The organism is Erythrobacter sp. KY5 (genome assembly GCF_003264115.1).
Lineage (GTDB): Bacteria > Pseudomonadota > Alphaproteobacteria > Sphingomonadales > Sphingomonadaceae > Erythrobacter.
Genome location: NZ_CP021912.1, coordinates 1,198,524 through 1,220,639 on the forward strand (window position 1 = coordinate 1,198,524; position 22,116 = coordinate 1,220,639).

Annotated in this window: 14 protein-coding genes; 6 read left to right on the top strand and 8 right to left on the bottom strand. The window is 61.0% G+C overall.

All coding sequences use genetic code 11. The annotated features are described in order from the left end of the window. Nucleotides 1-133: 133 nt before the first annotated feature. Nucleotides 134-2,365 carry an acylase gene (locus CD351_RS05725; RefSeq protein ID WP_111991708.1) on the bottom strand — a complete coding sequence of 744 codons (2,232 nt, stop codon included), beginning with the start codon at nt 2,363-2,365 and terminating at the stop codon, nt 134-136. A 221-nt stretch (nt 2,366-2,586) separates the two neighbouring features. On the opposite strand from CD351_RS05725, the gene clpB reads away from it, so the two are divergent. The 3 genes from clpB to CD351_RS05740 all read left to right on the top strand — a co-directional run bounded on the left by clpB (nt 2,587) and on the right by CD351_RS05740 (nt 11,243). Further along, nucleotides 2,587-5,163, top strand: a complete 2,577-nt coding sequence (clpB, locus tag CD351_RS05730) for an ATP-dependent chaperone ClpB (RefSeq protein ID WP_111991709.1) — start codon at nt 2,587-2,589, stop codon at nt 5,161-5,163. Nucleotides 5,164-5,605: 442 nt separating this feature from the next. Beyond that, complete coding sequence (locus CD351_RS05735) at nt 5,606-9,082, top strand: TonB-dependent receptor domain-containing protein (protein WP_111991710.1); 3,477 nt, start codon at nt 5,606-5,608, stop codon at nt 9,080-9,082. Nucleotides 9,083-9,245: 163 nt separating this feature from the next. Further along, a complete protein-coding gene (locus tag CD351_RS05740; protein ID WP_111991711.1) occupies nt 9,246-11,243 on the top strand; it encodes a S9 family peptidase in 1,998 nt (665 codons plus the stop codon). Nucleotides 11,244-11,388: 145 nt separating this feature from the next. On the opposite strand, the gene CD351_RS05745 is transcribed toward CD351_RS05740, so the two are convergent. Next, a complete protein-coding gene (locus CD351_RS05745; RefSeq protein WP_111991712.1) occupies nt 11,389-11,946 on the bottom strand; it encodes a hypothetical protein in 558 nt (185 codons plus the stop codon). A 270-nt stretch (nt 11,947-12,216) separates the two neighbouring features. On the opposite strand from CD351_RS05745, the gene CD351_RS05750 reads away from it, so the two are divergent. Then, entirely contained in the window at nt 12,217-15,165 is a 2,949-nt protein-coding gene (locus CD351_RS05750; RefSeq protein WP_111991713.1) for a TonB-dependent siderophore receptor, read from the top strand. 142 nt (nt 15,166-15,307) lie between these two features. Here CD351_RS05750 and CD351_RS05755 read toward each other — a convergent pair whose 3' ends face one another. Genes CD351_RS05755 through CD351_RS05765 form a run of 3 tightly spaced genes read right to left on the bottom strand, consistent with a single transcriptional unit; the run spans nt 15,308 to nt 18,653 of the window. Next, nucleotides 15,308-16,216, bottom strand: a complete 909-nt coding sequence (locus tag CD351_RS05755) for a class I SAM-dependent methyltransferase (RefSeq protein ID WP_111991714.1) — start codon at nt 16,214-16,216, stop codon at nt 15,308-15,310. Between the two features lie 2 nt (nt 16,217-16,218). Beyond that, nucleotides 16,219-17,940 carry a putative 2OG-Fe(II) oxygenase gene (locus CD351_RS05760; protein ID WP_111991715.1) on the bottom strand — a complete coding sequence of 574 codons (1,722 nt, stop codon included), beginning with the start codon at nt 17,938-17,940 and terminating at the stop codon, nt 16,219-16,221. Beyond that, entirely contained in the window at nt 17,922-18,653 is a 732-nt protein-coding gene (locus tag CD351_RS05765; protein WP_111993616.1) for a 2OG-Fe(II) oxygenase family protein, read from the bottom strand. The genes CD351_RS05760 and CD351_RS05765 overlap by 19 nt, the downstream gene beginning before the upstream one ends. 152 nt (nt 18,654-18,805) lie before the next feature. Between CD351_RS05765 and CD351_RS05770 the strand changes: the two genes are divergently transcribed. Beyond that, nucleotides 18,806-19,975, top strand: coding sequence for an acetyl-CoA C-acetyltransferase (locus CD351_RS05770; RefSeq protein WP_111991716.1), 1,170 nt, complete (start codon nt 18,806-18,808; stop codon nt 19,973-19,975). 30 nt (nt 19,976-20,005) lie between these two features. Continuing rightward, nucleotides 20,006-20,791, top strand: a complete 786-nt coding sequence (locus CD351_RS05775; RefSeq protein ID WP_111991717.1) for an SDR family NAD(P)-dependent oxidoreductase — start codon at nt 20,006-20,008, stop codon at nt 20,789-20,791. Nucleotides 20,792-20,898: 107 nt separating this feature from the next. On the opposite strand, the gene CD351_RS05780 is transcribed toward CD351_RS05775, so the two are convergent. The 3 genes from CD351_RS05780 to CD351_RS05790 form a co-directional block, all read right to left on the bottom strand. Then, nucleotides 20,899-21,789, bottom strand: coding sequence for a M23 family metallopeptidase (locus CD351_RS05780; protein WP_111991718.1), 891 nt, complete (start codon nt 21,787-21,789; stop codon nt 20,899-20,901). Between the two features lie 64 nt (nt 21,790-21,853). Next, entirely contained in the window at nt 21,854-21,967 is a 114-nt protein-coding gene (locus CD351_RS05785) for an enoyl-CoA hydratase (protein ID WP_111991719.1), read from the bottom strand. A 31-nt stretch (nt 21,968-21,998) separates the two neighbouring features. Next, the gene (locus CD351_RS05790) at nt 21,999-22,112 is read right to left on the bottom strand and encodes a hypothetical protein (protein ID WP_007163261.1); all 114 of its coding nucleotides are present in this window, start codon (nt 22,110-22,112) and stop codon (nt 21,999-22,001) included. Between the last annotated feature and the right edge of the window lie 4 nt (nt 22,113-22,116).

A 22,116-nucleotide genomic window follows, 5' to 3' on the forward strand; every position in this document is an offset into this window, starting at 1 on the left:
AGTTGTGACACGCGCGCGGTTGTGCGCCGCGAAGGCTTTTCGATCAAGCCTTTAACGCCCGTGAGAATAGCCGCGCTTCGATGAAGCGTCGATGAGCGCTGATGAGCGCCGAGCACGGCGCGCGCGCGCAGGCCTATCGAGCGTTGGAGACGCGGCGCGTGCTGGTGGCGTGAGCGCGCACATCCTCTTCCCAGAACCGCACCGGCTTCAACTTGTGATCGACGTAAAGCTGCATCTGGTCGGTGTAGTGCGGGCTTTCGGGCCGGGTCGTTGCAGCGCCGAAGGGCTGGATGCTTTCAGACCTCACACGGCCACCATCGGCAGGCCATTCGACCCACTGGATGAAGCTGTCGCCGTGAATGAGGCTGAGCCGTCCGTCCTCGTCGACCTGCCATGTGGTCGAGGCGCGCAGCGTGTCCGATCCGCCGTCCAGCGGCAGGTCCACGTCGCCCTGCCGCAGCCGGAGAAGCTCGCTCATCGGAGGGTCGATCCGGCCAAAATGCTCCATCAGGTGCTCGCGCTTCTCGCGCAGATATTCCGCCACATCGGGCAACTCGTCGCCGTTCTTGTTGTTGTATTCTGCGCTCATGAAATCGCGGATCATCAGGAGCGCCAGCGCGTCTGCCGGGCCGACATTGTCGGCGGTGAAGTCCCATGACAGCAGCAGGTCGCGCGCTTCGGCAAGCTCGCCGTCGACCTCTAGCGTTTCGAGCGCGTCGAACATTTCCGCGACATAGCCTTCGCGCTCATAAGCGGTGTCGTACTTGATCCGCTGAAGCTCAGCCCTTGTGAGTGGACCTTCGGTTTCCGACAACAGCTTGTAGGCTCGCCGCGACCGGTTGGTCTGCTTGAGCTCGATCCCCAGCACAGGCGAAAAGTCTGCCGGATCAAGATCGCTGCCTTCGCCTGCGGCGGTGAAGGGTTCGTTATTGGCGTTGTAGATCCAGCCCGAGGCCGGATTGATGAGCTTTGGAATACGCTCATATTCGACCGGGCCGTTCCAGATGAGGTCCGAGCGCGTCCCGTCGAGGATACCGCGCCAGTTGGCCTTCACATCCTCCGGGCGGTTGGGGATCGCGGCGTTGTAGACATAGGCGATGTTGCCCTCGCGGTCGGCGTAGATGAAGTTGGTGGACGGGATCGCCATGCGCGCCATCTGCGTCTGCCATTCCTCCAAGTTCGATGCCTTGTTGATGCGGTAATAGGCGTCGAGCTGATCGATGCTGCCCATGCCGCCATACCGGATCGCGAAGTAACCGTTGTCGTTCTTGATGACCGGGCCATGCGCGCTGCGATAGATCGTGCGGCTGACGGGCAGGGTGATCGGACCCATCTTGACCGGCAGGGTGAAGCTGATCTCCTGCAGCTCGCGCCATTCGCCGTCGAGCATATATTGCGTGCCGTCCTCGTTCACCTCCAGCTTGTAGACGTCGGCCATGTCGGGGCGGTTGACGGTGTTGGTCCAGCCAAGGTTTTCGTTATGGCCAAGGAAAGGGTAGGGCGATCCGGGGAAATTCGCGCCGGTAAAATGCCAGCCCTCGCCCGATTGCACGCCCAGTTCATACCACGCGACCCCGCCGCGCAGCGGCTGGTGAGCGTTGGAGATGAGCGTGGTCGGCCCTCCCGAACGTTCCGGTGTCACCGCCCATGCGTTCGAGCCAAGGTGATCGGCTTCCTCGCCCCATGGCAGGACCAGTCCATGCCGCGCCTGTCCGCCCGGTTCGGCTTCGTCGACTGGGGCAGAGCTGCCGGGCGAATGGCCGCCGCGCGGGAAGCCGGGAATGTCGGGGCCAAATTCGCGGCGTAGTTCTTCGCCTGCGACCAGCGGACCGATGACATTGCCAAGACCGTAAAAAAACGGTTGGCGCAGTGCGAAACCTGCCGCGATGTCGATGCCATTGACCGGGAACAGGTTGCCAAGCTTGACCTCGTCCGGGTTCTCCTCAGCAAACTGGTTCAGGCCAACTGCATACGCTTCGAGCAGCGCGCGCGTATCGGCGGGAAGGCCGGGATATTCACGCTCCGCCGTGCCGCGCGCATCGACGAGGTGGTAGGCGAAATCGAATTGCGCGCCGTCCTCACCCGCAATCGCGCCATAACGCCCGCGGCTCATTGCGATAACGTCCTGAAGCGTGAAGAAATCGTCTTCGGAATGAGCGATGGCAACGCCGTAAGCGACATCGGCATCGGTCTCGCCATAAATCATCGGCACGCCGTATTCGTCGCGCACGATCTCGGCGGAATACTCGCGATATTCGGGCGCTTCGGCGGTGAGCGCGGAAAACGGTTCCCACGTTGCCAGATAGACAAACGCCGCAACCAGCACGACAACCAGCGCAAGCGCGCCGCGTTTAAGCCATTTCATCGCTCAGATATCTCCACTCTCTCTTGACGCGACAATCGCGAGGGGAGAACCCTTCGTCAAGGAGTAGCGGGATTGAGGCGAATTTCAGGTGCCTTGCAAAGGGGCTTGAAGGGCCTACCTAGCCAACTAATACACCTGAGCGGAAGACTTATCGCCGAAGGTCCTTGTGTTGCCAAAATGCAACACTACATTTCAGGGGTAATCCGAATGAGGGAACGTCCATGAATCTCGAAAAATTCACCGACCGCGCAAAAGGCTTTCTGCAGAGCGCGCAGACCGTTGCGATCCGCATGAACCACCAGCGCATTACGCCGCTTCACTTGCTCAAGGCACTGCTTGAGGATGAGGAGGGCATGGCTGCCGGTCTGATCCAGCGCGCGGGCGGCGAGGCTGGCCTTGCGGTCAGCGCGGTCGATATCGGCCTTTCCAAGATCCCGCAGGTCACAGGCAGCGGCGCACAATCGACGCCGGGTCTCGACAATGATGCGGTGCGCGTACTCGACAGCGCCGAACAGCTGGCCGACAAGGCGGGCGACGGTTACGTCACGGTCGAACGGCTGCTGACCGCGCTCGCGCTCGCCTCTGGCCCGACGGGCGAGGCGATGAAGGCGGCGAGCGTCACTCCGCAAAGCCTCAACGCTGCGATCGAGGACCTGCGCGGTGGTCGCAAGGCCGACAGCGCGAATGCCGAGAGCAATTACGACGCGATGGAAAAGTTCGCCCGCGACCTCACGCAGGCCGCGCTCGATGGTAAGCTCGATCCGGTCATCGGCCGCGACGAGGAAATCCGCCGCACGATCCAGATTCTTGCACGCCGGACCAAGAACAATCCGGCGATCATCGGTGAGCCCGGTACGGGTAAGACCGCGATTGCCGAAGGCCTCGCGCTGCGCATCGCCAATGGCGACGTGCCAGACAGCCTGAAGGGCCGCACGCTGATGAGCCTCGACATGGGCGCTCTTATTGCGGGCGCCAAATATCGTGGCGAGTTCGAAGAACGGCTCAAGTCGATCCTCGACGAAGTGCGCCATGCCGATGGCAACATCATTCTTTTCATCGACGAGATGCACACGCTGATCGGTGCGGGCGCGAGCGAAGGTTCGATGGATGCCTCGAACCTGTTGAAGCCTGCCCTGTCTCGCGGCGAACTTCATTGCATCGGCGCGACCACGCTCGACGAATACCAGAAATATGTCGAGAAAGACCCCGCGCTCCAGCGGCGCTTCCAGCCGGTCTATATCGAGGAGCCGAGTGTAGAGGACACGGTCAGCATCCTGCGCGGTATCAAGGACAAGTATGAGCTTCACCACGGTGTGCGCATCACCGACACGGCAATCGTTGCCGCGGCGAGGCTTAGCGACCGATACATTCAGAACCGCTTCCTTCCCGACAAGGCGATCGACCTGATGGACGAGGCGGCTTCGCGCATCCGTATGGAAGTCGAATCCAAGCCCGAGGAAATCGAGGCGCTCGACCGCCGGATCATCCAGCTCAAGATCGAGGAATCCGCCCTCAAGAAGGAGGACGATGCGGCATCGAAGGAGCGGCTTGCCAATCTGTTGAAAGAGCTTGCCGAGCTTGAACAGGAATCGTCCGAGCTCACGACCCGCTGGCAGAACGAACGCGACAAGATCGAAGCCGAAGGCAAGATCAAGGAAGAGCTCGACGCGGCCAAGCTGGAACTGGAACAGGCGCAGCGTTCAGGCGACCTCGCGAAAGCCGGCGAACTTTCCTACGGCACGATCCCAGATCTTGAGAAAAAGCTCGCCGCTGCCGAAGACCTGACTGAAAACGCGCTGCTGCGCGAGGAAGTGACCGAAGAGGACATTGCAAGCGTCGTCTCGCGCTGGACCGGCATTCCCATCGACAAGATGATGGAAGGCGAACGCGAAAAGCTGCTTGAGATGGAAAGCATCATCGGCAAGCGCGTGATCGGGCAGTCGCAGGCAATTGAGGCGGTCTCCAAAGCTGTCCGCCGCGCGCGTGCAGGGTTGCAGGACCCGAACCGACCGCTCGGCAGCTTCCTGTTCCTCGGGCCCACCGGTGTCGGCAAGACCGAGCTGACCAAGGCGCTCGCCGAATTCCTGTTCGACGACGACCAGGCGATGGTGCGCATCGACATGAGCGAATTCATGGAGAAGCACTCGGTCGCCCGCCTGATCGGCGCCCCTCCGGGCTATGTCGGATATGACGAGGGCGGGGTGCTGACCGAAGCGGTGCGCCGCCGGCCCTATCAGGTGGTGCTGTTCGACGAGGTCGAGAAAGCGCACACCGACGTTTTCAACGTGCTGCTTCAGGTGCTCGACGACGGACATCTGACCGACGGGCAGGGGCGCAAGGTCGATTTCTCGAACACGCTCATCATCCTAACGTCGAACCTTGGCAGCCAGCATTTGTCGAACCTCGGCGATGACCAAAAGGTCGCCGATGTCGAGGATCAGGTGATGGATGTGGTGCGCGGGCATTTCCGGCCCGAATTCCTCAACCGTCTGGATGAGATCATCCTGTTCCACCGTCTCGCGATGGAGCACATGGCTCCGATCGTCGAAATTCAGGTCAAGCGCGTGCAGAAGCTGCTGAACGATCGCAAGATCACCCTTGAGCTTACCGACGCGGCGCTGCGCTGGCTGGGGCGGGTCGGTTACGATCCGGTCTATGGCGCGCGGCCATTGAAGCGCGCGGTCCAGCGGTACTTGCAGGACCCGCTCGCCGAAATGCTGATCCAGGGCAAGGTGACCGATGGCGTCACGCTCAAGGTCGATGAGGGTGACGGGGCTCTCGAGATCACAGCGGTCTGATCAATCGGGTGCGCAATGCGCGCGGGGGCGGGATGGCGCCTCCGCGCTCGCATTGGAGCGGCGCGTTAATCTCGCGGTGTATCGCCCTTGCGTCAGGGCGCAACGATATGACCGCAATGTGACAAATTCTAAGCCCGCGGTGGAAAATTGCGTCGAATGGGCTCTGTTTATTCCATTATTATGTTGCGACGCAGCATTTTTAACCGATGCGAATTTGGCTCTGTGTGATTCCCGCAACACTGGCCGAGATTCTGGCCAAAAACCGCGTTGTAACCTGAACGTCTCATTTACATTCGCCCCTTTGCTAAGGCACACAAGTGACACCGCAGGGGCTGAGCTGCGCAAAATTCGGGGAATCGTTTCGGCGTGCATAGGGTAAGTGCGCGCCGGTCGAGTGGATTATGGCGCGGTCTGAGCTTCGGTTGTCGCAACTGGAGTGATCATGAAGAAGTTTCACAGCAATTCGATGAAGGCGCTCGCCTTCTCCGCATCGGCCATCGCGTTTGTGGTTGCCGGTCCTGTCTACGCGCAGGAAACGAACGAGGACGAACAGGAAGAGCCCGATGGCGTGACCACTGGTCAAGGCCAGGACGTCGAGGTCACGACCGGTTCGCAGGGTCAGACGAACGATAACCGCATCACCGTTACCGGTTCGCGTATTGTTCGTGACACCTACAGCTCGATCTCGCCGCTTCAGGTTCTCTCGACCGAGAACCAGCAGGCAGTCGGTGCATTCGACCCCGCGCAGATCCTCCAGCGCTCGGAAGCGGCCGCCGGTACGCAGATCGACGCAACCTTCCAGGGCTTCGTTCTCGATAACGGTCCGGGTTCGCAGACGATCAACCTTCGCGGTATCGGTGCAGGCCGTACCCTCGTTCTCGTTAATGGCCGCCGTCTCGCACCTGCCGGTGTGGAAGGCGCTCCGACGGTTCCTTCGATCAACCTCATTCCAGCAACGCTCGTTGACCGCTACGACCTGCTGACCGACGGTGCTTCGTCGGTTTACGGTTCGGACGCTGTTGCCGGTGTTGTGAACGTCATCCTTCGCAAGGACTTCGACGGTCTTGAACTTCAGGCCAACGGCGACATCAACCCGCAGGGTGCCGGTGAAGACTACTCCGTCAGTGCTGCATGGGGCTTCAGCACCGACCGCGCCGTTTTCGGCATCGGCGCTGAATACCAGTTCCGCGACGAAGTGCAGGCCATCGACCGTGACTTCCTTCGCGGTTGTACGAACAACCTCGAAGAAGACGAGGCAGGCAACATCCTGCGTCTTGGCATTGCCGACAACGCTGTTGTTCGGGATCGTACCCCGGGCGTCTCGGTTTCAGAGAGCGAATGTATCGTTTCAGGTATCTCGGGCCGCATCGCCATTCCGTTCACCCGACTCGGCTCTGTTTACTTTCCCGCAAACGGCAACATCGCCAACATTCCGGGTCTGAACTTCGGCGAATCGACCGGCTTCTCGGGCGTTGACACCGACTTCAACGGCGACGGCATCCGCGACGTCGACTTCCAGAACGTCAACATCAATGCGAGTGAAGCGGAGCTTTTCCGTACTTTCATCTCGCAACAGGAGCTGGTGAACGTCTTTACCTATGGTGAGTACACCTTCCCTGGCGAAGCGAACATCACGCCGTTCTTCGAAGCGCAGTATACCCGCGCAGAGATCACCAACACCGGTGCAGGTAACCCGCAGATCTTCCCGTCGGTGCCTGACACGAACGCTTTCAACCCTTGTAACTTCGTGACCGCCAACGGCGCGGATTGCCGCGCTGCTGACAACGCATTCCAGGTTGCCAACGATCCGACGTTCTTCGACACTCGTGCTCCGCTGGGTGGTGGCTTCCCGCTGCCAGTGACGCCGATTGCCGCTATCCGCGGTGATCGTAACAACTTCGAAGTGACGCAGGAGCAGTATCGCGGTGTTCTGGGTGTTCGCGGCGACCTTCCCTTCATCGGATCGAGCTGGACGTTCGAAGCTGCGGGTGTCTACTCGCGTTCGGAAGGTTTCTCGACCCGCCAGGGTATTCGTGAAGACCGTCTTGCGCTCGCTATCGGTCTTGATCCGACGGCAGACTTCGACGGCGACGGCGTCATCGATAACGATGGCGACGGCATTGCCGACGACTACAACCAGAACATCGACTTCTTCGAGTTCTTCGGTGATCCGCAGGTCATCGGCGCTTGTAATGTGGGTGGCCTGTCCAACCCCGATCTCGCAGCGCCTGACCTGAATACCGCTGGTTGTGTTCCAGTAAACCTGTTCGCACCGAGCATTCTGACCGGCGCGATCGGTGATTTCGCAACCCAGGCCGAACGCGATTATGTTTTCGACGATCGCACATTCGACACCACCTATGAGCAGATCCTCGTTTCCGGTTACATGACCGGTGATCTGTTCGAGCTGCCCGCTGGCCCGGTCGGCGTGGTGCTCGGTGGTGAGTGGCGCGAGGACAAGATCAACTCGACACCGAGCCTCGGTGCTTCGAACGGTCTGTTCTTCGGCTTCTTCGCTGACGGCGGTGCATCGGGTTCCAAGTGGATCCGCGAACTGTTCGGTGAGGTCGACATTCCTCTGATGGCTGGCGAAACCCTGGTTGAAGAGCTCACGCTTAACATCTCGGGCCGTCTTACCGACGAAGAATTCTACGGCACCAACGGTACTTACGCGATCAAGGGTGGCTGGCGCCCGGTTCCCTCGCTTCTCTTCAAGATGAGCTACGGCACCTCGTTCCGTGCGCCGAACCTGCGTGAAAACTTCCTGCGCGGCCAGTCGGGCTTCGTAGGCATCTTCGATCCTTGCGCTGTTCCAGACGACGCATTCATCGATGGTGCTTATGATCCCACGCTCGACCAGCGTCAGGACTTCGTGCTTCAGAACTGTCTGCGCGAAGGTCGTGACCCGACCACCGCCGGCATTGATGCTGAAGGTCTGAACACCCTCCAGGTGGTCAGCGGCGAAGTGACGCAGGGCGGTTCGCTGGACATCGAGCCGGAAACCTCGCGTTCGATCACCACCGGTTTTGCGTTCGAAGAGAACTGGCCGAGCGGTTTCGACTTCGCGCTGAACGTCAATTACTACGACATCAAGATCAAGGACGCGATCATCGAGCCGTCCGCCGCCTTCATCGTCGGCGACTGCTATCTTCGTGAAGAGGTCAACGAGCGCAGTGAATTCTGTGACCGTATCGACATCAACAACGATGATCGTCAGCTGATCCGCGGCGTGCGTGCAGGCTTCCTCAACCGTGACGAGGAATCGGTACGTGGTCTCGATATCAACGCAACGATGGGCTACCCGCTCACGATTGGAAATGAAGTCTTCGACCTCACGTTGAACCTCGTGGCGAACAAGCTGATCGAACGTCGTAACTTCCAGACCACTGAAACCGGCGACATTCTTGAGCAGGACTTCAAGGGTGAATTCGGCTTCCCCGAGTGGACAGGCCGTCTGACCGGTGCAATCGACTGGAACGACTTCCGCTTCACCTACCAAGTCCGTTACATCGACTCGGTGAACGAAGATTTCCGTGACGAAGTTCTGCTCAACGGTGTTCTCGTCGACCGTCCGTTCGGTGACGCGTTCAACAACGTTTCGCCAAACAGCGACCAGGGCTTCAACACGGCATTCTCGCCAACCTGCCTTGGCGCAGGTGGTCCGAATGGCAACGTGGCTGGCAACGGTCAGTTCTGTCGTCCGATCGGTACCGCAGAAGAGTACTTCGAACACACCGCTTCGCTTCGTTGGGACAGCGGCGACTACCGAGTGATCCTGGGTGTCCGCAACCTGTTCGACACGGCTCCGCCGCAGGTGTCGTCGCGTTCGGGCGTTCTCGAGATCTCGAACACGCCGCTGGGTAACGGCTACGACCTCAACGGTCGCGAGTTCTTCGCCCAGCTTCTGGCTCGCTTCTAAGCATCAGAAAAATAAGCGTAATTTAGCTATGAAGAGCGGCCTCTCGGCACTTGCCGAGGGGCCGTTTTTCTGTTTAGTCTCACCTGTGCGAGTCTGCCGATTTGGAGGTGACGTGGGCGCGTACAAAGGGGTCCCTTGGAAATCGAATGAGAGAGTTCGCACCATGAAATTTGTTAAAGCACCGCTTACGGCGGCTTTGCTCGGCGTGTCCACGCTCGGGCTCAGTGTCGCTGCTCCCATCGAAACGCAGGCCACGTCTGCCGTCCCGATTGATGTCTGGGCGCTACGTGATGTGGTCAACCAGGTGTCCATCTCGCCGGACGGTGAGCATCTACTGGTTCACATCAACCCGACACGCGACGGCGATTACCTGCTGCAGATCTTCAAGACTGACGATCTGACGACACCGTTCCGCACGCTTGCCGCCGATCCGATGGAGATCACCAGCGCGACATGGGTCAGCGACACGATGATCTTTGGCGGTGCGTGGCAGATCAAGCGCGAATCCGTTCGCCGCCAGGAAGACGACACGCGCAATTACGCTTCCTATTTCTACGATCTCAAGGCGAACAAGTTCTCCCAGATCGAAGGCAATTTCTCGATCGTCAATCGCCTGCCGAACGAACCGGACCACATCCTGATCGCGTCCGGCGCTCCGGTAGATGGCGGGCTTGGGAATGACCCTTCCGCCGCGTTCCGTCCGCGTTCCTATTACAAACTCAACCTCAAATCCGGTTCGCGCGAACTGGTGATGCGCGGCACGCGTAAATACGCGCAGGTCACTTTCGACAATAACGGCAACGCACGCACGGCCGTCGGCATCGACAGCGACAACAAGATCAAGCAATTCTACCGCAAGCCGGGCGAGAGTTCGTGGAGCCAGTACGGTGACGTCGTCGACCAGGATGACCCCAAGAACCTCTACAAGATGCTTGCCGGGTTCCACGGAGTTGCCGGGTTCCACCATGAAAATCCGCAGCTTGGTTATGTCATCGACAACCGCAACGGTGCCGACAAGGCGTCGCTCTGGCTCTACAATTTCGAGACCGGCGAATTTGTCGAAGAGATGTTCAAGACCGAAAATGCCGACGTCATGGGCATCGGGATGCATTCGATTCCCGGTAACGAGAAACTGTCATTCGTCATATATCCGGGCGCAAAGATGGAGCGGCACTACTTCGACGAGGAAGAAAAAGCTCTCTACGAAGCTCTGCAGCAGCAGATCCCATACGCCCACCAAATGAGCATCTCCAGCCGTTCCTATGATGGGCGCAGCATGGTGGTCTTCAATAACGGTCCGCGTGATCCCGGATCGTTCTGGCTGGTTCGCAATGGCCAACTGGCCAAGCTCGGCAGCCGTAATCCGCTCATCAATCCCGAGCAGCTTTCGGATGTCGAGTTCATCCGTTACCCGGCACGCGACGGTCTGATGATCCCCGGTTACGTCACCAAGCCTGCGGGCGAGGGACCGTTCCCGCTGATCGTTCTGCCGCATGGCGGACCGGCAGTGCCCGAAGTCGTCACATACGATGAGTGGGGCCAGCTTCTGGCAAGTCAGGGCTACATGGTCTTGCAGCCCGGCTATCGCCAGACGGTCGGTTGGGGCCAGAAGCATTTTGACCTTGCCTATCACGAGCATGGCGGGACAATGCAGGACGACAAGGATGACGGTGCCCTGTACCTCGTCGAGCAGGGTCTGGTCGATCGTGACCGTATCGCCATGTTTGGCTGGTCCTACGGTGGGTACGCGGCGCTTGTCGCAGCGGCGCGCGAGGACAACATCTACCAGTGCGCCATCGCAGGGGCTGCGGTTTCGCGTCCTGAAATCTGGTACAATGACGTGATTTCAACCCGCACGCCAAAGGCGCTGGACGAATGGTTCAAGGGGCGCGGTGTCTATGTCGGAACCAACCCTTACAAGGAAGTCGACAAGGTCAACATTCCGCTTCTGATGGTCCATCCAGAAGATGACAGCCGCGTGCTGTATTACCACTTCACCGACTACAAGAAGGCATTTGAGGAGGCTGGCAAGACGGGTGAGTTCATAACGCTTGAAGACGCCGACCACTTCTACCGGACCCTGATGTACACGCACCAGCAGCAGTTCTACACCAAGATGCTGGACTATCTGGCCAACGATTGTGGGCCGGGCGGTCTTTAATATGACACGCTGACGCAGCGCGTCAGTCCAACAAAAGAAGGGGCCCGATCGCAGCGCGACCGGGCCCCTTTGTTATGAAGTAAAGTGCTGAAGTTCGGCAGCAAACCGCCGGGCCGCCGGCTCAGGCGATGCCGGACCCTTCAGCTTATTGAACGCGCCGTCCCTTGACGCCGCGCTGGCCGTTGATCCTCACGAAATAGGTCCCAAGAGCGGCGTCCTTGAACACCACGTTGTCGCCTGCTTTGATCTCACGCTGGCGACGTGGGACGTTGTTCATTTCCCATACGGCGCCTTCTGTGGTGGTGAAGCGAACCTGACCGCTGCCGAAATACCGAACGCTCTCGATCGTGGTCTCGAACAGTTCGTCTTCTTCCTCGTCTCCGCCGAAAATGCCGATATTGGGGAGCGAGAAACCGAACAGCGAGCGGCGTGTCTCACGCACATCCTCGCGGTCGACCACCTGCACTTCGCCGGTTTCGGTCGCAGCGACGATCCCGCCCACCGCGCTGTCGAAACAGGCGAGACGCGCGGCATCCTCGGTGATGATCTGACAAGCCTTGAGGCGATCGACATAGTCGCCCGAACCTTCTCCGCCACCGTCTTGAGCGCTGGCGGGTATCGCTGCGCAAACGGCAAGCACCGCGCTTGCACAAAAGAGCAAGTGACGGGGGGCAGACGGGGTCTGTTTGGTCGAAAAAGCCATCAAATTTCTCCCGGAGAATGGCTTGGCAACATGGCACGTGCATAAGCACTTCATGTCAATGTGGCTGATTTATCGATGAAACGCCCTGTAAGAAAGACCTAACACATCTGACTGTAGCGAGAATGCCACAGGTGCCGGTGAACCGGAACCTTGTGGAAGAAGCGCAATTGCGATTTGCGCGCACAATGTCCTAACCCACCAAACATGCGGGCACTTGCCCGTAGAAGAGAGTTGCCTGCCATTTTGGCAGGTTAATCCAAGGGGAATACAATGAACCGCTTTAGCAAGGGCACCCTTCTGGCTGGTACGGTCCTGGCAACTGCCGTGACCGCGACGCCTGTTTACGCCCAAGACAATGATAGCAGCGAAGAGAACTTCATCGTTGTTACCGGCTCGCGCATTCAGCAGCGCAACGTCGAAACTGCCGCTCCGGTGGCCGTCGTCGACGCTGAGGAATTCCAGCTGACCGGTGATGTTAACGTTGAAAACGTGATCAACGCTCTGCCGCAGGTTATTCCGGGCACGACCGGTAACTCGAACAACCCGGGTAACGGTACCGCATCGCTCGACCTTCGTGGTCTCGGCGAAACCCGTACCCTGGTTCTCGTCAACGGCCGCCGCTGGGTGTCGTTCGACACCAACCAGGTCGTCGACCTTAACACCATTCCCAACTTCCTGATCGAGACGGTCGAAGTTGTGACCGGTGGTGCTTCGGCCGTTTACGGTTCGGACGCTCTGTCGGGCGTTGTGAACTTCAACCTCAAGAAGGTTGAAGGCGTCGAAATGGGCGGCCAGTACGCCATCACCGAAGAAGGCGACGGTCGTCGTTACCAGCTCTACGGTGCAATCGGCACGAGCTTCGACGATGGTCGCGGTAACGCAACCGTCTACGCCGAATACACCAATCGTAACCCGATCTTCCAGGGCGACCGCGACTTCTCGTTCTTCTCCATTGGTGGTGAAACCTTCGGCCTCGATCTGCTTCAGTTTGGTTCGTCGACCGTTCCGCAGGGCCGTATCAATACGCCCGGCACGACGACCATCAATGCCGCTGGCGACACGGCACCGCTGGCTCAGGGTCTCGTCATCGACGACGGTATCTTCGACACGGCAGGCAGCCCGCGTCCGCGTGCTGGCGACACGTACAACTATGCGCCCGTCAACTACCTTCAGGTCCCGCAAGAGCGCTACCTGCTCGGTGGTTATGCCGACTATGAATTCACGCCGGGCCACAGCTTCTACACTGAAGTTGCCTTCGTGAATAACCGCGTTGCACAGGAACTGGCTCCTACGCCCGTCACCGGCACGTTCAACGTCGACATCGCGACCGTGTCGCAGTTCCTCGACGCAGCAACGATCGCTGAACTCAACACGCTCGACCAGCGCGAAGCAGACGCTAACGCACTGCGCGTTGCAAACGGCCTCTCGCCGCTTCCTGCTCCGCAACTCGGCGTTGTCAGCACCTTCATTCAGCGTCGCGTCGAAGAAACCGGTCCGCGTAACTCGCTCGACGAGCGTAACGCATTCCGCGTACTTGGCGGCGTGACCGGTGAGATCGCCGAAAACTGGAACTACGATGCGTATTACAGCTACGCTCGTACCCGGAACGCGAACGTCCAGGACGGTAACATCTCGCGCTCAGCGTTTCAGGCTGGCCTTGACGGCACCGGTACGCCGATCAACATCTTCGGCCTCGGCACTCTGACGCCGGCTCAGGTGCAGGCAATCTCGATCCGGGCGCAGAACGGCGACGTCTCGACCATGGAAGTCGCATCGGCTTCGATCTCGGGCTTCCTGGGTGAACTCACCGCAGGTGCCGGCGACATCGGTATCGCCGGTGGTTACGAGTATCGCAGCGTTGGTTCGCAGTTCATTCCTGACACTGCACTCGCATCGGGTGACGTTATCGGCTTTAACGCTGGTAGCCCGACCGAAGGTGGCTACGACGTGCACGAGCTCTTCGCCGAGCTTTACGTTCCGATCTTCGACAACGGCACTCAGCGTCTCGAGCTGACCGGTGCAGCCCGTTACTCCGACTACTCGCTTGACGCAGTGGGCGGTGTGTGGACCTATGCTGGTGGCGCCGAATTCGACGTCATCCCGAGCGTGAAGCTCCGTGGTCAGTACCAGCGTGCCGTTCGTGCTCCCAACGTGGGCGAACTGTTCGGTGGTCAGGCCATCGGCTTCCCGGGTGCAACCGACCCTTGCGGTGACCCCGCATTCCTCGGTGCCAATGCCGGCGCCGACCAGGTCTGCATCGCCACCGGCGTCCCTGCCGGTAACGTAGGCAACGCGAACGCGATCCAGCTGAACGCACAGATCCCGGCGCTGTTCGGTGGTAACCCGAACCTCGAAGAGGAAACCTCGGAGAGCTACAGCTTCGGTATCGTTCTTCGTCCGGAATTCATTCCGGGTCTGACGATCACGGCCGACTACTTCGACATCGTGATTGAAGACGCGATCAACATCGCTGGCGGTTCGCTTCAGGGCCTTCTGAACCTTTGCTACGGCGAAGTTCAGGACGCTTCATCGGCAGTCTGTCAGCCGTTCGTCGGCGTTCGTAACGGCGACGGTGCGATCACTGTCGACAACCCGCCGCTGGTTGCCAGCCTGAACGTTGCTGAAATCGGTACTTCGGGTGTCGACGTTGAAGTCAATTACCGCACCACGGTTCCGTTCGCGCTCTTCTCGGGCGATGGCGAATCGGGTCTCGACTTCTCGTTCCTCGGAACGTGGACCGACGAATTCTTCATCCAGCCGGTCGCAGACCTGCCGACGGTGAACGAATGTGCCGGTCAGTTCGGCGGTGCCTGCTTCAACACGGGCGATCCGACCCCGTCTTTCCGCTGGGTCTCGCGCCTGAGCTGGAACGATGGTCCGGTGACCACGTCGCTTCGCTGGCGTCACATGAGCGGTGTTGACGATGCCGATCCGGGCACGGACTTCACCCAGTTCAACGGTGCAGAGCGTATTCCGTCATACGACATCTTCGACCTTACATTTGCGGTTGAAGCTTCGGAGAACCTGACGTTTACCGCCGGTATTCGTAACCTGTTCGACAAGCTTCCGCAGGTGCCTGAGTTCGACGCAAACGGAACCGTAACGAACGATCCGACCGGTCTTCTGCTTGGTGACAACCAGGAACAGGCGAACACCTTCCCGAGCACCTATGACGTGCTCGGCCGTGACTACTTCATCTCGGCTGCGTTCAGCTTCTAAGCAAACGCGCTCAGATAAGAGCCAAAAAAAGGGGCGGCGAACTTCGGTTCGTCGCCCCTTTTGCTATTGCCGATGAGGACTGACCCGGACCGCACGGGGCGGACGTGGCTCGCCTTCCATCGGAAGCGAGCCGTGAAGGCGATCAGCGAATTGTCAGAAAATCGGCCAGTGCGCGCCCCGAAGGCTCGGCGACTGGCTCAGTCGACCGCACGGCGAGGCCGCAAGCTTCGAAAGCGTTTGCAAGGCTGGTCCGATCATCGGCCCGTGAGCAGGCGCGGGAGAGCGATTGGATGCGGCCAATCTCGTTGTCAGCCTGTACGCGGATTTGCGCGACAGTCTCTAGCGCAGCCTCGATCCCCTGCCGCTGGCCGATCAGGCAGGCGCGCCTGATCGCCTCAGGGATTTCCCATGCTGGACTGCTTTCACCGAACTGCGCTGCACCCAGCCTTGCAAGCACGCTTGCCACCTGGGCGCCAACCGGCGGTCCGGCGCCCGGCGTTTTGAGCGCCCGGGTCACAGCTTCGACTACCTTCTTTTCATCGAGCGCCCATTCAATTTCGGCACGTCGCTGGCGATTGTGTTCGAGGATCGGGCCGTCGCCGCGATGGACCATCAGGCCCACTGCACCGCCTTGTGAGAGCACCCGCGCGATTTCGGCTGCCACTTTGGCCGTGTGGCCATATTCGAACCCGAACTGGCTCACCACCGCCTCGAACGAGCCATCCTCGAAGGGCAAGTCCTCCATCGCCACGCTGCCGCGCGTTTCCACGCCTTCGGGAGGCGCCGGCAGGGTCGGTGCGAGGTCGATGCCGGTCAACGACAGGTCGCTGCGCGCATCCTTCATCCAGCCCAGCACGATCCCGTTACCTGTCGCGAGGTCGAGCACACGTGCGCCCTCGGGCAGGTCCTGGGCGAAGCCGCGCCATGCCGCCCGCTGCGCATCCTCGATTGCGGCCCAGCGTTGCGGCAGGCAGCCGGTCGCTTGCATCGATCCGCTTTGTGCCGTGTTATGCGCCCAGAAGTCGCCCCACGCTTTTGCATCGTCAGTCATGGTCAGAACCTGTAGCCGGACGCGGTCACGACGTCGAACGCGACGGTCATTCTTTCCGCCGATCCGAAACTGGTCGTCCCGTGATAAAGCGTGGAGGGGAAAAGAGCGAGGTGGCCTTGCTGCGGCTCGATCGACCGGATCGGTGGAAGGTCGAGGTCAAGGTCGGGGGGAGGGCGACCCACTTCGAGCCAGCCCTTCTGCCCGGCTTGATGCGCCTCTTCCGGCACGACGAGATACAGCGCGGAAGATACGATACCCTGCGGGTGGATGTGGGCGGTGTGGTAATCCCCGCCGCCGGTAAGGCGCACGGACCACGATCCTGCGAGCGCCCAGCGCGTCTTGCGGTGCCGCAGCAGCGGATGGGTATCGTCAAGCGGAGCGAGCTCGGCCCTGTATTCCTCAAGCGTTGTCCGAATGGCTTCGTGCAGTTCCGCCAGCAATGGCTCGGTCCGGTGGAACAGGATGCCGCGCGTCTGCGTCCCGCCGCGCAGGCTCTGGCCAAGCGGCATGGCAGAGCCGGCGTGAAGCTCGCGCAGTTCGGCAACCGCATCTTCGACGAGCCCTTCGCGCCCGACCAATGGGCGAAGCTGGACAAGGCCATCCTGCTCATGCAGCCACACGGCGCGTTCATCGCCCGCCATGCGCCACGCGATACCGCGCAAGGCCCAGGCGGAGATGCTCCAAGGATCGCCCTCAAGCGCGCGGTTCAGCAATGCCTCGGCGCGCTCGGCATCGCCTGCACGAATGCGGTGGCGCGCCTCGTGAAGCGAGCGGATCGGCGTGTCGAGGGAGAGGTCGGCAAAGAGACGCTCGGCCCGTTCCCACTCGCCTGCCGATCCCGCGTGAACCGCTTCGAGAAGTGCGAAATGCGGCTCGTCCGGAAAACGCTCTCGCGCCTCTGCGGCGATATCGGCGGCCTGGCTCGCATGGTCGAGCCCGGCCAGGGTCTCGGCATGGGTTGCCGGGATGTTGGGGTCCTGCGGCGCGCGTGCGGCAGCGGCGCGGAAAGGCGAGGTAAAGTCACTTTCGCCCGCCGCCAGTTTCAGGCCGGATAGGAAAGACAGGGCCGCGATAAAGCCCGGGGCCTGCGCGCAGATCTGTTCGGCGACCACGCGCGCGCCGGCAACATCGCCAGCGACATCGAGTGATTGCGCCTTGCCAAGCCACAGATCGGCATCGCCCGAATTCACGGCAAGCGCGGCGTCGAAGCGGGCCAGCGCGTCGGCCTCCCCACGCTCCAGCGCCACACGCGCACGCCCATGGAGCGCGCGCGGATGGTGCGGGTCGGCGGCAAGCGCAGCGTCATACCAGCGCGCGGCCTCTGCCGGTTCGCCCAGAGTGCGATGGGAGAGAGCGCGCACTCTGCCATATCGGGCCACGCCGCGGCCAACCTTTTCGTACTTCTCCAACAGCTCGGTCACGTCGCGGTGCCGGCCCAGACGCTGCAAGGCGATGGCGTGGTTGATCGCGTAATCCAGCATGCCGGGCGCCAGCGCGCGCGCGGCCGCAAAATGCGCCTCCGCCGCCTGCGGATCATCCGCTTTCATCGCGAGATCGCCCGCTGCATCGGCTAGCGCTGCGTCCTTGGGGTGATCGCGTCGGGCGGCCTCCGCTATGGCGCGCGCGCCTGCGACATCGCGGCTTTGCATCGCCATGCGGATGCGCACCATCGCCTCCGCCGGGGTCAGGCCGCCCGCCGCATTCGTCATTGCGTGCGTAGCCATCCCGTGACTGCGATCCGCCCGATCGGGGCAAAAGGCGGGACGTAGCTGACGAGGTGCGATTGCGGCACCTTGAACAGGTTCAATGCGTTGAAACGCGGCCGGAAGCCTTCGATCACGTCGCCCTCATCGTCGAGAAACATGAGATAGCCGCCCCAGTCGGGATGCCAGTCTGGCGGCGCGAAGTTGAGGACGTAGGCGACCTCCCATCCTTCGGCGACATGGCTGTCGATGTGGCGGCCAAGATAGTGGTTGGGCGCGAACAGGGTGGCCTGTCCATCGGCTTTGATAAGACCGTCGATCCCGGTGATGTCGCGCGCCAGCTGGATGAAGTCGGGCGCGTTGATGTGTTCGAGCAGGATTTCGTGCGCGCTGCCTGGATCCCAGCTTTCCTGTATGGCGGTGAGGATCGGGTAATGCGCGAAGCGGAAGCCGTATTCGCCGCGCGCCGTGTTCTGCTGCGCTTCCATCGCGGCGGCGTTGACGCGCTGTTGCCCTTGCGGTGTCTGCACCTCTTCCATGCGAAAGCTCTGGCGGTTTTCGTCGCCTGCGCCGGTGGCCATCCCCCAAGGCGTGCCTTTGGTCAGCACGGTCAGCACTTCGCGCGCGGTTTCGGGGGTTAGGACGTCGCGCACCTGCACGCGGCCTGTTTCGGCAAAGCGAGCCGCAAGAGCGGCGCGATCGAGCGCGGGATTGAGTTCGAACAGTGTCTTCATGTCTTCCATCGCCCTAGCGAGTGGCGCAGGCCCCGTGCAAGCGCACTGACGCAAATCAAACACCGATATGAGCGGTTGATTTGCAGCAAGGCCTTGCATAGGTGAGTTGCGAAGAGCAACGTTTACGTAAACGGGAAGAGAGAGCCCCTATCATGACCACAGCCTATATCGTCGACGCCGTTCGCACCGCAGGTGGACGCCGCGGCGGCCGCCTTGCCGGGGTTCACCCGGTCGACATGCTTGCAAAATCGCTGGACGCCATCGTTGATCGCTCCGGCATCGACCCGGCGGCTGTCGACGACGTCATCACCGGCTGCGTTAGCCAGGCGGGCGAGCAGGCGATGCAGGTCGGGCGTATGGGCGTCTTGTCCTCGAAGCTTCCCGATAGCGTTCCGGCAGTGACCATCGACCGCCAGTGCGGCTCCTCGCAGCAGGCGATTCAGTTCGCAGCGCAGGCCGTGATGAGCGGGACGCAGGACGTCGTCATCGCGAGCGGCGTTGAAAGTATGACCCGCGTGCCGATGGGCACCAACGCGACGCTGCACATGAAAGAGGGGCTGGGCCATTACAAATCGCCCGGCCTCGAAGAGAAGTTTCCCGGCATCCAGTTCAGCCAGTTCATGGGCGCCGAAATGATCGCCAAGAAGCACGGCTTTACCAAGGAGCAGCTCGACAGCTTTGCTCTCGGAAGCCACACCAAGGCGAAGATGGCGACCGAAACCGGCGCATTCGAAAACGAGATCGTTCCGGTCGAGATCGAAACGCCTGAAGGCACCGAGATGCACACCATCGACGAAGGCATCCGCTTCGACGCGACGCTCGAAGGGATTGCCGGGGTCAAGCTAATCTCGCCTGATGGCATTGTGACGGCCGCAAGCGCGAGCCAGATTTGCGACGGGTCGAGCGCGGTGCTGGTGGTTTCGGAAGAAGCCCTGAAGCGCCATGGCCTCACCCCGATGGCTCGCATTCACAACCTCACCGTTACGGCGGGCGATCCGGTCATCATGCTCGAAGAGCCGCTGTTCGCGACCGACAAGGCGCTTCAGCGGGCAGGGCTGAAGATCGACGATATCGACCTGTACGAAGTCAACGAAGCGTTTGCTCCCGTGCCGCTCGCCTGGCTCAAGCATACCGGTGCCGACCCGGAGAAGCTCAACATCCATGGCGGCGCGATTGCGCTTGGCCACCCGCTTGGCGCGTCGGGCACCAAGCTGATGGCGACGCTCGTTCACGCGCTCAAGCGTCACGACAAGAAATACGGCCTGCAAACGATGTGCGAAGGCGGCGGTGTGGCCAATGTCACCATCGTTGAAAGCGTTTAAGACACCCCAATCTCGAGAGGATTTTTGAACATGGAAGTAAGTGCAAACACCCCTGCCGTCGTCACCGGCGGTGCATCGGGCCTCGGCGCGGCCACCGCGCGCGCTTTGGCGGCGAAGGGCGCTAAGGTCGCGATCTTCGACATGAACGAAGAGAAGGGCGAGGCGATGGCTGCCGAGATCGGCGGCATCTTCTGCAAGGTCAACGTGACCAGCGACGAAGACGTCGACGCAGGCTTTGCCAAGGCCCGCGAAGCGCATGGTCAGGAGCGCATCCTCGTCAACTGCGCAGGGATCGGCAACGCGATCAAGACCGCCAGCCGCGACAAGCAGTCGGGCGAGATCAAGCACTTCCCGATCAGCGCGTTCGATTTCGTGATCCAGGTAAACCTCATCGGCACCTTCCGTTGCATCGCCAAGTCGGCAGCCGGCATGATGACGCTCGACCCGCTGAGCGAAGACGGCGACCGCGGCGCTATCGTCAACACCGCTTCGGTTGCTGCCGAAGATGGTCAGATGGGCCAGGCGGCTTATTCGGCATCGAAGGGCGGCGTTGTAGGGATGACCCTGCCGATCGCGCGCGACCTGATGCGCGAAGGCATCCGGGTGAACACGATCCTTCCGGGCATCTTCGAAACCCCGTTGATGAATGCCGCCCCGCCGCAGGTGAAGGAAGCGCTCGCCGCGAGCGTTCCGTTCCCCAAGCGCCTCGGCAATCCGGAGGAATATGCGAAACTCGCCATGTGCATGATCGAAACGGGGTACTTCAATGGCGAAGACGTGCGCCTCGACGGTGCGATCCGCATGGCGCCGCGTTGATCGCCGAGAGCCTTCGCGTTTCCTGATGGGAGCGCAGTCGCAACCAGAAAGGCCCTCGCCTATGCGGGGGCCTTTCGTTTTGAGAATTCCGTCAGCAGGCCTCTTGCCTACAGACAATCGCCGCGTGCGAAGTACCGCCCGTCAAACCGCATCACGACCGGCAGGGACGCGCCGTCACCGACATCGGTCTGGGCGTGAATATGCAGGTGCGGCTCCTCGGTGTTGCCCGAATTGCCGACCACGCCGATCGGCTCGCCGATTGCAAGCATTTCGCCGACCTCGACGCCGACGCTTCCTCGCTTCAGGTGAGCGAGCATGACCAGCGTTTCTTCGCACCGGATCGTCACCCGATTGGCTCCGTCGAGCCGGCGAAAGCGGTGGCCGGCGAGGTTGTCGGGCTGGTCGTTCACCGCCTCAACCACCTCGCCTGCACACGGTGCGCTGACTGGTGCGCCGAACACGCCATAATCTTCAGGACCAATCGGTTTTGGGTGCCAGCTAAACGCTGAGATGGTGCGCGTGCCGTTTGGCGCGATCTTCACGAAATCAACCGAGTGCTTCTCATACGATGCTGCGGTCTTTTCCCCTTCGACATAATGCAGGTTCAAAACGAGATTGCTGCCTGCCGAAAGCGCGCAAAATCCTGCGCCGCTGGGGAGCGGCGAGGCGAGTTGAATGCTCGCGCCTTGTGGCTCAATCCGGCCCGTTATTCCCGACCACAACAGGAAGCCGCCCAGCGCGGCCATCGCGCCCGCTGCCAGCACGCTGCCAAAGGCAGGCTGAGAGGTCGGCTCGCCTACGCGCCGTTGCCATTTGCGGATCGCTGCGAGCGTTATGATGATGCCTATCGGGGCGAGCGCCCAGCGCGGTGGCCAGATCCATAGCCCGGCAACATAAAGTCCTGCGCAAAGGAGCAGGCCTGCAACGATGGTGAGCGCGCTGAGCAGGCCGCTGGTGCGGGGGCCGAACGCCAGCCAGACCGCGATGCAGGCGAGCAAAGCGGTCTGGACAATCAGTGCGATGAGGACCAGCGCGGGTCTCCTTGAAAAAGCTTGGACTGGGTCAGGCGATCAGGGTCGGGCTAGCGGGGATGATAGCGTAAGCAAAAAGGATCGCCGTGACGCTGACCGAAATTGCGGCGGCGAAGAGGTTTTTCGAAGCGTTGGCGGCGAACATGAGAATGGCTCCTTTGAGGGTAACTGTTGGTTCAGGCGATCAGGTTGGGGCTTGCGGGCACGATGGCGTAAGCGAAGAGGATGGCCGACACACCGAGCGAGATTACAGCGGCGAAGAGGTTGTTGGCGTTGTTGGCGGCGTACATGTTT